A 12,119-nucleotide genomic window follows, 5' to 3' on the forward strand; every position below is an offset into this window, starting at 1 on the left:
ACCGATGAAAGCTTGGATCTTATCACTCGTCACTTTGCTGGCCGTCTCCCCGACGATGGCCGAATCGCTCGTCTATGAAGGAACCGAGGGGATCGGCAAAGGCAAGCACCTTGTGTTTATCGCCAACGACCACGAGTATCGTTCGGAGCAGACGTGCCCGGCGCTGGCAAAGACGTTGGCCAAACACCACGGATTCCGCTGCACGGTTCTGTTCGGCGTGGATGACCAGGGGGCGATCAAGCCGGGTGCCCGATCCGTGCCCGGCATGGAAGCACTCAAGGACGCCGACATGCTGTTCTTTTTCACGCGGTTCATGAACCTGCCCGACCAACAAGCGGATCTGCTGGTCGATTACTTTGAACGTGGCGGACCGGTCGTCGGGGTGCGGACCTCGACGCATTGCTTCAACGGCCAGAAAGGGAAATGGGCGAAACTGAACTTCAACTATTCCGGCGATGACTATCACGGCGGCCTGGGCGAACAGGTCTTTGGAAACACCTGGGAGAAGGAACGTGGGCAAAGCCATTATGGAACCAACCATCAAATGGGCAGCCGCATCACACCGGCGGCTGGCGCGGCGGACCATCCCATCCTGAGGGGCGTCGAGCAGATCCACGCCTACTCCGGCGCCTACAAGTCGCACCCGCCCGCCGATGCCGTCCCGCTGCTGGAGGTTCAGGTGCTCAATACGTTCGGCCCCAGCGATGACATCAACACCGAAAAGCCGTTGGTCAACGCGGGCTGGGCGCGCGATTGGTATACCGCTCCGTCGGGAACGAAGCAGGACGCCCGTGTCGTCTACGCCTCCTTCGGCGCCTCGGAAGATCTGCTCAGCGAAGACGGGCGTCGATTTTTCGTCAACGCATGCCTGTGGGCGTGCGGGATGGAAGACGCCATCAAACCGAACCTGGACGTCAGCATCGTCGGCCCCTACGCACCGACCCCGTATTCCAACGGCGCCTTTTATTACGAAGGCGTCAAACCGGCGGACCTGGCCGGTTGGGACTCGCGCGTGATGCCCGCTTCGGCTCCGCTGGCGGGAGTGGATGACGCCAACAACGCTCGCCGACGCATGGGCGCGCTGGCCAATCGTCCCGAACTGAAAGCGCAACTTGCCGAGAAGTATCCCAACCTTTACGGCCCCGACGCCAAATTGCCACAGGCACCACCGCGAAAGAAAAAGAAATAGCGACATGAAACGCTTCAAGACCGTCGATGACTTCATCGCCGGATCTGAGAACTGGCAAGATGAATTGAAACGACTTCGCGAGATCTTGCTGTCGACCGAACTCGACGAGACGGTGAAGTGGGGCGCGCCCTGCTACACCTTCCAGGGAAAGAATGTGGTCGGGATCGGCGCGTTCAAATCCTATTTCGGGTTGTGGTTCTTTCAAGGCGGCTTGCTAACGGATCCGGCCGGCGTCTTGATGAATGCTCAAGACGGCAAAACGAAAGCCATGCGTCAGTGGCGTTTCCAGACCAAGCAGCAGATCAAACCTCGCACCATCAAGGCCTACGTCAAGGAGGCGATCCAACTGCAGCTTGCCGGGCACGAGATCAAACCCGTCCGCGGGCGACCGCTGATGATTCCACCGGAGTTGCAGACCGCGTTCGCCGACGACCAAGCCGCGCGAGCCGCCTTCGACGCACTGACCCCAGGCAAGCAGCGTGAGTACGCCGACTACATCGCCGACGCCAAGCGCGACGCGACGAAAGCATCACGCATCGCGAAGATTTTGCCGATGATCACCCAAGGACAGGGGCTCAACGACAAGTACCGATCATGAAACGTGGACGAGGGTGAATGGCACTGGGATGCGTGTTGGTGTCTAGGCGTTTGGGATGTCGATTCAATTATCGCGGATATGGCAGTAATAAAATCGACTTCCGTAATCCATGCTCCAATATCAACGCGACTGCATCAGGGCTCCCATCAAATCGCTTCGCCACTGTTTCTTGTCCGGATCGTAGAGTCCGAATCCGGCAGCGAATTCCCAGTACGCCCAACTCATCTGATGACGCTCGGCTTCTTCGACGACCGCCCGGGTCCAGCGCACACGGCTTTCTTGCGGTGCGGCACCGTAGGCTCCGAACTCGCCCAGGAAAATCGGCCGGGAGTGTGACTTGCCCCACTCGGAGGCTTGTCGAATTTCTTTCGCCAGCGCCGCCCGCTCTTCTTCGCTGCCCCATGTTCGTCCGCGAATCGCCCGCACCCTCGGTCCGGCCCAGGACGCTCCCTGATGGGTAAACTCGTGCGGGTTGTACATGTGAACGGTAACGATCAAGTTGGGATCGGCGGGAAGATCCAGCTGCGGTAAGGTGGCGATGTTATTCCACCGAGTTGGGCCGACGATCACCGGTCGTGTCGGATTGCTCGCCCGCACGGCGGCCAAACCTTGACGCAAGATGTCGTTCCAATGGTCATTCAATTCGTCGTGCGGTTCGTTGTGCAATTCAAAGTACAGCCAATCGCCCCGCGACCGATATCGCTCGGCGATCTGCTTCCAAATCGCGCTGAACCGTTCCGCATGCGATTGAGGCTGACTGTCCAGTCCATCGTAGTGATGAATGTTGAGGACCACGTTCAGCGTTTCCTGTTCGGCCCGATCGAGCCAACGGTCGACGCGAGCGAAGAAAGCGGGTTCGATGGTGTAGGGTGCTTCGGTGGCGGCGTAGTCCGACCATTTGACCGGGATCCGAATGCTGTCGAATCCTGCCTGACGGATCAGCTTCAGATGCGATTCCACGATTTCGACGCCCCAGTTATCGTTGCGTGGCACTTCCAGAAAGTTGCCAAGATTGACCCCGCGACCCAACCGGCGGTTGGCCTCAAAAATGTCGTCCCGTTGAGTCTCCTCGTTGGGGCTCTCATTGGGCTCCACGGCGGCCAGCGTGGATCCCGCCAACGCAACGAGCAGGACCGTGAATCGGATCCATCGACCAAGTGTGTTCATCATTTCGACCTCGAAACGGTCACGAAGGCGTCGTCTTGGCGGCCAGTGTGCTGGCCGACGTCACCGGAATCGGTTCAGTATAACCATCGTCCCCACCGTTTTTCTGGGGGAGTGGTTCATCAGGCAAAACGGCTGGGCAAATTGATTTACAATCGTGATCGGACTCCAATCGCGGATCGAACTCGTTACGAACGCCGACCACCAAGATGCACCGATGAAACTCTTTCCCTTGTTCCTTGCGTTGACCGCGATTTCCAGCCTGTGGTGTGGTCCTGGCGTTTCGAGCTTGATCGCCGATGCCCCGCGGCCCAACATTCTTTACTTCTATGTCGATGACATGGGTTGGGGGTCGATCGGACCGAACGGCCAAGCCGATCGCCGCGCAAAGGATCTGCCTTCGGTGCGAACACCCAACCTGGATCAACTCGCCGCGCAAGGATTGAACTTCACACGCGGCTATGGATGCCACGTGTGTTCGCCTGCCCGATCGTCACAGCAATCGGGTTTCCACCAAGGGCACACGTTCGCCGATCGCAATGACCCCGATAACGCCAAGAAGGCGATGCGGGCGGATGACATTTTGATGGGCGATGCGTTGTCGGCGGCCGGTTACGTGACGGGATACTGGGGAAAATGGGGATACGGAGGCTCGAAGGATCAGGCCAACCCCGTCATCGACAATGTGCAAACGCTGCCGACCTCGCATGGATACCGACACGTCTTGGCCGAACTGCATCACGTTCGGGCGCACACGTTCTTTCAGCCCACGTTGTGGAGCGCGCCTGCGTCAGCCGGTGCCGTCGGCGGCATCGAACTGGTCCCCAACTCGATGGCTCGCTACCAAGGTCGCCCGGACTATCCGGCCGTCCCGGCGTTGCAGGATCACGCCGGCTATCCCAAAACGGCATACTGCGATGACTGCTACGCCTTCGCCGCATTAGACTTCGTTCGCGACCAGGGACAAAACTACAACCGATCCGGTCAACCGTTCTTCGGCCTGCTTGCCGTGCAAATCCCCCACGCCCCGTTCGGTGAAATCGAGCGTCTGCCTGAGTGGGACAAAGCCTACGCCGACGACCCGCACTATGCGAATCTTGCCGACCAGACACGTCAATGGGCCGCGATGGTCACGCGCATCGACGCCCACTTCGGCAATATTTTGGCGGCGTTGGAAGACCCGAACAACGACGGCGACAAATCCGACTCCCTTGCCGACAACACGCTGGTGATCTTTCAAAGCGACAACGGCGGTCCGGGCGGCAAAAACCTCATCGAGCTGGACGCCAACGGCGGACTCCGCGGGACCAAGGGCAGTATTCAGGAAGGCGGCATCCGCGTGCCGCTGCTGATGCGTTGGCCCGCCATGATCCATGACCAATCGCCTTTGAAAGCCGGCACCGATGTTGATCGCGTCGTCGACGTGACCGACTTGCTGCCGACGTTCTGTGAACTCGCCGGCGTCGAGGCGCCGCTGAGCATCGATGGCGTGTCCCTGGCACCGACGCTGACCGGCAGCGGCCGACAACGCACACGCGACTTCATCATCCACGAAGCCGGCAACGGTCAATCGATCATCCGTGGCACTCAGAAACTAGTGCGGACCAAGAAAGGTCTGGAACTCTATGACCTCCAATCCGACCACGCCGAAGCCAATGACATTGCCGCCGCGCATCCCGAACTGGTCAAAGAACTTGAAACGCTGCTGTTGGGCGAGCGGGTCGATGAGCCACGTGGATTCGCCAACACCTATCATCATTGGACGGGGAAAGACGGTGCGTCGACCTCTGACCCGGCCAACTGGTCGGACTACCGTTATGCCAACGCGGGCATCACGTACATGACCGACGACGGTGCCCCGCAATTGTCCTGGACCGCTCGCATCGACAACAAGGGCGATCATCCCAACACCGCCCACGCCGACCGCGACGTGGAATTCCTGGGTCTGGCAATCCGCGGTGGGGCTTCAAAAAACGCTGCCCAGTCGTTGGCGCTCGGACCAAACGTGAACCTGACCGGACGCAACGAAATTCGAATCGGGCCGAATGGGGCGGTGAAGTTGAACGGGGGAACGATCTCGACGCTGCGCTGGATCGAAGTTCAAGCGGAAGGCGCGGTCGAGGGCACCGGCACGATCGAGGGCACGGTGTACAACGAGGGAACGGTCAGCGTGGCCGGAACCGACCGGCCGCGATTGAACATCCAAGGCGACTATCACCAACCCGATCAAGGCACACTAAGCCTCGCCGGTGTCGGCCAAACGCAACCGGCAGTTCAAATCGCCGGCACTGCGTCACTGGCGGGCGAGCTGGTCGTGGCGACCGGCGACAGGTTCAAGCCGATCCCCGGTCGTTCCTATGTGGTCATCACGGCCGACCGAATCAAGGGATCGTTCAGCAATCCTGAAAACGAAGTCGTTTGCGCCGACGGAACACGATTCACGATCGAATACTCTGACGATCACGTCTCGCTACGGTCTCGATGAACGCCTGAGCACAACGGGAGGACTCTGTTTCATGTCGAATGGCTCGATCGAAGACGCTTTAAGAATCACGCTGGCGGACTACCGTTTGACGCGTGGCGAGAAACAATCGCTCGCCAAAGTCGTCGAAAAGGTCGGTGGCGATGAACGGCAATTGGCGTTCGCCCGCAACTTCGCATTCAAGCTGGTACGAGAACAGCTCGGCGGTCCAAACGATGCCGAACTGATCGACTGGTTGGAAAACGTCCTGAAGGTGCTGGTGCCGAAAGACGCCCCGGATACCAGCAAGGTTCGATCCGAAGCGTTTTTCAGTCCCAACGACGAATGCGTCGCTCGAATCAATCGTTTGTTCCGGTCATCACGCAAGTCGGTGGATGTCTGTGTTTTTACAATCACCGACGACCGGATCAAAGACGCGATCCTGGCGGCACACCGCCGACGCGTCGCCATTCGAATCATCTCCGACAACGACAAGTCCACGGACCTGGGTTCCGACATCGACCAGCTGGCACGGCTGGGCGTCCCGGTCCGCGTCGATCGTACCGACTATCACATGCACCACAAATTTGCAATCTTCGACAGACGACAGCTGCTGACCGGAAGCTACAACTGGACACGAAGCGCGGCGAAGTACAACGAGGAGAACTTTATCGTCACAGGCGACGCGGCGCTGCTGGGGTCGTTTCGCAAAGCATTCGACAAGCTTTGGCAGGAGCTGGGGAGTTAGGGACGCGGTCAGCGGGGGAAGGAGATGGCAGAATGATACGGGGCAGAATGATGAAGGCAGGGAGGTGGGGAAGCAGGGAGACTGGGAGATCGGGAGATTGGGCCGCGCGATAGATTGGAAGAAGAACCGCGGAGTCCCTACTGTCTTCCCATCATTCTGCCCCCATCATTCTGCCCCCATCATTCTGCCCCCATCGTTTTGCCCTGCTCCAACCGTCAATCCCCTTCGTACCCGCGCCACATCCAGACCAACGTATCGGCGAGGGTGTGTTCGAAGACGCGGCGGTCGCAGTGTCGTGAGGCGCGGCTGAAGACGAATCGATAGTCATAGCCTTTGGCCTTCAGCGCCGCGGCGGTCCGTCGATTAGCCATCACCCAGTTGTGATACGTCTCTTCAGGGTCGTTGGCCCGATTATCGTTTTCGGCCACGTGGGTGAAAATTCGCAGCGGTTTCTTCTCACTGTTCTCAATCAACTTCAAGCCCGAATGGTATTCCCAGGCACCCAGCGGGTACGCGGCCTCTTCGGCCGCGTCATCATCTTGCTGGTCGACAAAGGTGCCCGAATACGTGATCAGACGACGAAAGAGATCGGGACGGAACCAGCCCATCGTCAGCGCCGCGGCGCCACCGCTGCTGCATCCCATCACCGCCTTGCCCCAGGGGTTCTCCGTGAAGGCGATGTTCGGGTAGGCGGCTTTGATTTCAGGGTTGTTGAGCACCGCCGGCAAGACTTCGTCGTTGATGAAACGGGCCAGACGATCCGACATCGTGTCATACTCCAGCCCTCGTTGGCTGCCGTAACTATCGTTGCCACCGTTTTGCACGGCGATCGTGATGAAGGCGGGAAGTCGACGCTTCGGATCCTTGGAAATCGTCAGGTTGTCCAGAGCATTGCGGACCAGATCCAATCGACTGGGGCCGTCATGCGTCACCAGGATCGGGGCTTTGGTGCCGTCCCGATAGGCAGCCGGAACGTAGACCCAAATCTTCCGCTCGGTTCGGACCGGCTTCTTCGGGTCCAGGGTTTTGTCGTCACCGCGGAAGATCTTGCTGTCGGCCAATCGCATCGAGAACTCGAACAGCTTGCCCTTGGGGTTGCCGCGATCGGTCAAGTCGGGATCGAGTTTGTAGTCGGGGCCGATGGTGTAATCGCCGTTGCCTTCGCTACCCGGTGTCTCGCGATCATCGTCGGCGACGCCGGACAAGGGGAACGTGGTCGATGCAAGCAAGATCAAGAGGAAAACGTGGAACGGTGCGAGGCGAAGACGTGTGGGACGGTTCATGTTGCAGGACGTGGGTTCACAAAGGCGGGAAGGGGACGGGAATGCTTCCGTGCGGAACAAATGTAGCGTCGATCCAACGGCCCGTTTGGTTCGGAGGAAGCGAGGGTTTAGGTTTTTGGAGATTTGCGACGGGGGGGATTGGAGGTGGCAGAATGTTCCAGTGGTCCAGGTGGGTGACTCGTTCCATTTCCTCTATCCTCTGAGAGTCTCCGTCGAACCGGAGATTGATCTTTTACGTAATTCCGTCTGTAATACCGTTTCAGGCCGCCCGGTCAGGATGCCGGCCGAATTGACACGCACCGTTTTCATCGCGGAGACCATGAACGCACCCCAAATAGACGAACAGATTGCCAAGTACTCGCAAATGTGCAACCGGCTGGCGGACGAGGTCGGGCGACTGCTGGTCGGGCAGGAAACGATGGTTTCACGTCTATTGATCGGATTGTTGACCGGAGGGCACGTGCTGCTCGAAGGCGTCCCCGGATTGGCAAAAACGCTGACCGTCAGCAGTCTGGCCCAGGCGATTCGGACCGACTTTTCACGCATCCAGTTTACCCCGGATATGCTGCCGGCGGACGTCATCGGCACCGAAGTCTTCAACCCCAAAGAAGCGACGTACAGCGTCAAACGCGGACCGATTTTCGCCAATTTAATTCTGGCCGACGAAATCAACCGCGCCCCGGCCAAGGTCCAGAGCGCCTTGCTGGAGGCGATGCAGGAGCGACAGGTCACCATCGGCACCGAGACCTTCAAGTTCCCCCATCCGTTCTTGGTGATGGCGACACAGAACCCGATCGAGCAAGAGGGGACGTACCCGTTGCCCGAGGCTCAGGTCGACCGGTTCATGCTCAAAACCAAGATCGATTATCCGTCCCGTGAGGACGAGCGAAAGATCGTCGACCGGATGGCCGGCGGCAAAGCGATCCCCGAAATCTCGGCCGTCACATCGCCCGACGAAATCATGGAAGCCCGCGCGGTGGTCGAGAAGATTTGGTGCGACGACAAAGTCCGCGATTACGGCATCGACGTGGTCCGTGCGACACGTGATGCCGTCGGATCCGGAGTCGCGGCGCTAGAAAACATGATCGAAATGGGGGCCAGCCCACGCGCGTCGATCTTTCTGCTCAAAGCCGGCAAGGCGCACGCGTTCTTGGAAGGACGCAGCTATGTGACGCCGCACGACATCAAATCGTTGGCCCCGGACGTGTTGCGGCACCGCGTCGTGTTGACATACGAGGCGGAAGCCGAAGGCAAATCGGTCGACGACGTGATTCGCCAGATTCTGGACAACGTCCCGGTGCCCTGACCGGCACGCGTTCGTCACGGCAGTGGGAGGAAATTACTTTACGCGAAATCATCGCTGATTCTCGCAATTCTGGAAGCTGACGCCACCGATCATGTTGCCTCGCGAAGTCATTCGAAGAGTCCGAGAGATCCAAGTTCGAACCGGTCGCCAAGTGGCCGATGTTCTCGCCGGCCAATACGTCTCGGTGTTCAAAGGCCGCGGCATCGAGTTCGACGAAGTTCGACCGTACATCCCCGGCGACGACGTACGCACGATTGACTGGAACGTGACCGCTCGAATCGGTGAACCGTTCGTCAAGCGATACGTGGAAGACCGACAATTGACGCTGATGGTCATGGCCGACGTGTCCGCGTCCCAGGATTTCGGTTCGGGCCAGCGGAGCAAACGTGACGCGACGGCGGAACTGAGCGCGCTATTGGCGTTTTCTGCCACACTCAACGACGACAAGATCGGACTGACGCTGTTCCACGGCGCGATCGAACAATACATTCCGGCTCGTAAAGGCCAGCGGCATTCGCTGCGGGTCATCCGCGAAGTCCTGGCGCACGGAAAGGTGGAAACGCAGGCTCCGCGAAAACGCCGCCGTTGGCTGCCGATGGGACGCCGCCGCGCCTGGTGGCGAACCGGACGCCAAGCGACCAACATCGCCGGGGCGATGCAGTTTCTGATGTCCGTCACCTCGCGGAAATCGATCTGCTTTGTCATCAGCGACTTCCTGGGTGATGGATATCTGGAAGCCATGCAAAGTGCCAATCGCAAACACGACGTGATCGCGGTGTTGGTCACGGACCCCAAAGAACTGGAGTTTCCCAGTGTCGGCTTGGTCAATTTGGAAGACGCAGAAACGGGGCATATGGTTCAATGCGACGCAGGATCGAAAACGTTTCGCGATCATGTGGCCGCGGCCGCCGAAAAGCGAGTCGACGACCTGCGCCGCAGTTTCGGTCGTTCCGGAATCGATTTCATCCACATCGACGCGCAAGGCGACGTCGTCGATCCGCTGGTGAAGTTTTTCCGCATGCGTCAACGGAGGATGCGATGATGAACGTCAAGGGAGAAGATTGTGCATGGCCATTGGCCAAATCCGACCGTGTTGGGATTTTTCCCCTGGGGCGACGCAACCTCGCAAAAGCTCGGTTGGCTTGCCCCAGGCTATGGATGTGCATGCCCGTTGGGCAAAAGGCGACTCGCGTCGACACCAGTGCCTGCCAGGCGTTGGTGTCTACACCTCTATCACGCGTCCGAGCTGATCTGAGCGAAGCGTTTCGGCCAACGGCCATAAACAAATGCTTTCGATTTGCACTGCTCCTCGTCATCCTCGCGACCCTGACGCCGTCCGCCGCTGCCGAATCGATTCAGCAGCAGCGGCAATCGGGACCGGTGTCCATCGAGGTGACGCTGGAACCGAAAGAGCCGGTGATCGGGGACACTCTCACGCTCTCGATCCAAGTGACGGCTGAGAAGGACGTCGAAGTCTTGATGCCAGATTTCGGTGACGCGTTGGACCGTTTTTCCATCGTCGATTTTGCGCCTCGCGAAACGATCGATGATGCGGGGCGAACGGTAGCCAAACAAACCTATCGACTCGATCCGCCCTCCTCGGGCCGGCACGTGATTCCGCCGATCTTGATCGAATACGTCGACCGCCGCCCCGGCCAGCAACAGGCCCCCGAGGGTTTGGACGCCTACGAAGTCCTGACCGATCGCATTCCATTCGAGGTCGCATCCGTGCTGCCCGACGATGCGGCGGTTGATCTGAAGCCGCCGATGGAGCGGTTGGCCCCAATCCAACCACCGGCGCCATCACGATGGCCGCTCTTCGTTGCGATTTTGGTACTTGTGCTGGTGTCGCTACCGTTTGTCTGGCGAGCCATCGCGGCGGCACGGCGACGCAAGCGCCGGCGATCGGCCTACGACGTCGCAACGGCGCGACTCGAAAAGCTGTTGCGGGAACCACGATCGACGGGACCACAAATCGATGAGTTCTATGTCGGGTTGTCCTACATCATTCGCAAGTACATCGAAGACCGATTCGAAATGCGCGCGCCCGAGTTGACGACCGAAGAATTCCTCGCGTCGATCGGACAGTCACCGGATTTCTCGGCCGACCACCAAAGCCTGTTGCGCGAGTTTCTTCGCCAAGCCGACTTGGTGAAGTTTGCCCGCGCCCAACCGTCGGGCGACGAGATCGAACGAGCGATCGGCAACGTCCAGCGTTTCCTGGAAGACACACGCGAAAACGCCCCAATGATCAGCGACGAGTCTGCCGAGTCGGACTCCGAGGACGACACGCCGCCGGAAGGTGCAGGGCCGGAACGCCAGATCGAGGAGGCCGCACATGGGTGAGATCGAACTGCGTGACCCCGCGTTCCTGCTGCTCGCACTGCTGGCCCCCTTCGTGTTTTGGCTGGCCCGCCACAACCCGTCGCGGATTCGTTACTCCTCGGTCGCGATCGTTGAGGCCGCACCACGATCGCTGCGGGCGAGACTGGCGGGACTGCCCGCGCTGCTGATGGCGCTGGCGGTGTTGCTGATATCCGTGGCGATGGCGGGACCGCGGACGCCTGACGCGGAAACGAAGGTCAGCCGCGAAGGCATCGCGATCATGATGGTGCTGGACCGCTCGGGATCGATGCAAGCCCGCGATCTGGTGCAAGACGATTACAGCGTCGATCGGTTGAGCGTGGTCAAGGATGTCGTTCGCGGTTTTGTCTTGGGCGAAGGCGAGTCGGCCGGAGAAGGGCGTCCCGATGACACGATCGGATTGATCGCTTTTGCGGGCTACGCCGACAGCCTGTGTCCGCTGACGTTGGACCACGGCAATCTGACGACGATGGTCAATGATCTGGAAATCGTTTCGACGCGTGAAGAAGACGGCACGGCGATCGGAGACGGGTTGGCGCTGGCGGTCGAGCGGCTGCGGCGGAGCGACGCCAAGTCGAAGGTGGTGATCATGCTGACCGACGGGTCTCACAACGCCGGGGTCGTCGATCCAAAACAGGCGGCGGAGGTCGCTGCGGCGAGCGACGTGAAAGTCTATTGCATCGGTGCGGGAACCCAGGGGCGGGCGCCGTTTCCCGTACAAGATCCCTTCACCGGTCGGACCGAATTACGGCTTTTCGAGGTCGATCTGGATGAAGACACGTTAAAAATGATTGCCGAGACCACGGGCGGTCGCTATTTCCGCGCGACCGACCGCGAATCGCTCGGCGAAGTGTACGCGGAGATCGACGCATTGGAGCGAACCAAGGTGACCGAGTTTCGCTACTTGCAATACAACGAACACTACCGATCCTTCTTGCTTGCCGGGCTGTTGTTGGTCGGCGTCGCGGCAACTTCCAAGGCCAGTTTGTTCAGGACGCTTCCGTAA

Annotated in this window: 10 protein-coding genes; 8 read left to right on the plus strand and 2 right to left on the minus strand. The window is 59.6% G+C overall.

The features are described from left to right. The first annotated feature begins 4 nt into the window (after positions 1 to 4). The gene (locus tag TBK1r_RS26075; RefSeq protein ID WP_145217606.1) at positions 5 to 1,189 is read left to right on the plus strand and encodes a ThuA domain-containing protein; all 1,185 of its coding nucleotides are present in this window, start codon (positions 5 to 7) and stop codon (positions 1,187 to 1,189) included. A 4-nt stretch (positions 1,190 to 1,193) separates the two neighbouring features. Next, complete coding sequence (locus TBK1r_RS26080) at positions 1,194 to 1,787, plus strand: YdeI/OmpD-associated family protein (RefSeq protein ID WP_145217609.1); 594 nt, start codon at positions 1,194 to 1,196, stop codon at positions 1,785 to 1,787. 120 nt (positions 1,788 to 1,907) lie between these two features. Here the strand turns inward: TBK1r_RS26080 and TBK1r_RS26085 are convergent, their stop codons facing one another. Further along, positions 1,908 to 2,957, minus strand: coding sequence for a glycoside hydrolase family 5 protein (locus tag TBK1r_RS26085; RefSeq protein ID WP_145217612.1), 1,050 nt, complete (start codon positions 2,955 to 2,957; stop codon positions 1,908 to 1,910). Between the two features lie 211 nt (positions 2,958 to 3,168). Here TBK1r_RS26085 and TBK1r_RS26090 point away from each other — a divergent pair, with 211 nt between their 5' ends. After that, complete coding sequence (locus tag TBK1r_RS26090; RefSeq protein ID WP_145217615.1) at positions 3,169 to 5,436, plus strand: sulfatase-like hydrolase/transferase; 2,268 nt, start codon at positions 3,169 to 3,171, stop codon at positions 5,434 to 5,436. Positions 5,437 to 5,467: 31 nt separating this feature from the next. Then, complete coding sequence (locus TBK1r_RS26095; RefSeq protein WP_145217619.1) at positions 5,468 to 6,160, plus strand: phospholipase D-like domain-containing protein; 693 nt, start codon at positions 5,468 to 5,470, stop codon at positions 6,158 to 6,160. A 215-nt stretch (positions 6,161 to 6,375) separates the two neighbouring features. On the opposite strand, the gene TBK1r_RS26100 is transcribed toward TBK1r_RS26095, so the two are convergent. Beyond that, on the minus strand, positions 6,376 to 7,443 hold the full coding sequence (locus tag TBK1r_RS26100; RefSeq protein ID WP_145217622.1) for an alpha/beta hydrolase: 1,068 nt from the start codon (positions 7,441 to 7,443) through the stop codon (positions 6,376 to 6,378). Positions 7,444 to 7,762: 319 nt separating this feature from the next. Here TBK1r_RS26100 and TBK1r_RS26105 point away from each other — a divergent pair, with 319 nt between their 5' ends. The 4 genes from TBK1r_RS26105 (at position 7,763) to TBK1r_RS26120 (ending at position 12,119) form a co-directional block, all read left to right on the plus strand. Continuing rightward, positions 7,763 to 8,749: an AAA family ATPase gene (locus TBK1r_RS26105; protein WP_095737955.1), complete on the plus strand. Its 987-nt coding sequence runs from the start codon at positions 7,763 to 7,765 to the stop codon at positions 8,747 to 8,749. 91 nt (positions 8,750 to 8,840) lie between these two features. Then, on the plus strand, positions 8,841 to 9,791 hold the full coding sequence (locus TBK1r_RS26110; protein ID WP_145217625.1) for a DUF58 domain-containing protein: 951 nt from the start codon (positions 8,841 to 8,843) through the stop codon (positions 9,789 to 9,791). A gap of 122 nt (positions 9,792 to 9,913) precedes the next feature. Continuing rightward, complete coding sequence (locus TBK1r_RS26115; RefSeq protein WP_145217628.1) at positions 9,914 to 11,095, plus strand: DUF4381 family protein; 1,182 nt, start codon at positions 9,914 to 9,916, stop codon at positions 11,093 to 11,095. After that, positions 11,088 to 12,119, plus strand: a complete 1,032-nt coding sequence (locus tag TBK1r_RS26120) for a VWA domain-containing protein (RefSeq protein WP_145217631.1) — start codon at positions 11,088 to 11,090, stop codon at positions 12,117 to 12,119. The genes TBK1r_RS26115 and TBK1r_RS26120 overlap by 8 nt, the downstream gene beginning before the upstream one ends.

This window comes from Stieleria magnilauensis (assembly GCA_007753675.1).
Taxonomy (GTDB): Bacteria; Planctomycetota; Planctomycetia; order Pirellulales; family Pirellulaceae; genus Stieleria; species Stieleria magnilauensis.

Excerpts from the sequence above, each read along its gene's own strand:
- TBK1r_RS26115 (WP_145217628.1), top strand. The coding sequence starts at position 9,914 with ATGCCCGTTGGGCAAAAGGCGACTCGCGTCGACACCAGTGCCTGCCAG.
- TBK1r_RS26110 (WP_145217625.1), top strand. The coding sequence starts at position 8,841 with ATGTTGCCTCGCGAAGTCATTCGAAGAGTCCGAGAGATCCAAGTTCGA.
- TBK1r_RS26090 (WP_145217615.1), top strand. The coding sequence starts at position 3,169 with ATGAAACTCTTTCCCTTGTTCCTTGCGTTGACCGCGATTTCCAGCCTG.
- TBK1r_RS26095 (WP_145217619.1), top strand. The coding sequence starts at position 5,468 with ATGTCGAATGGCTCGATCGAAGACGCTTTAAGAATCACGCTGGCGGAC.
- TBK1r_RS26085 (WP_145217612.1), bottom strand. The coding sequence starts at position 2,957 with ATGATGAACACACTTGGTCGATGGATCCGATTCACGGTCCTGCTCGTT.
- TBK1r_RS26080 (WP_145217609.1), top strand. The coding sequence starts at position 1,194 with ATGAAACGCTTCAAGACCGTCGATGACTTCATCGCCGGATCTGAGAAC.
- TBK1r_RS26075 (WP_145217606.1), top strand. The coding sequence starts at position 5 with ATGAAAGCTTGGATCTTATCACTCGTCACTTTGCTGGCCGTCTCCCCG.
- TBK1r_RS26105 (WP_095737955.1), top strand. The coding sequence starts at position 7,763 with ATGAACGCACCCCAAATAGACGAACAGATTGCCAAGTACTCGCAAATG.
- TBK1r_RS26120 (WP_145217631.1), top strand. The coding sequence starts at position 11,088 with ATGGGTGAGATCGAACTGCGTGACCCCGCGTTCCTGCTGCTCGCACTG.
- TBK1r_RS26100 (WP_145217622.1), bottom strand. The coding sequence starts at position 7,443 with ATGAACCGTCCCACACGTCTTCGCCTCGCACCGTTCCACGTTTTCCTC.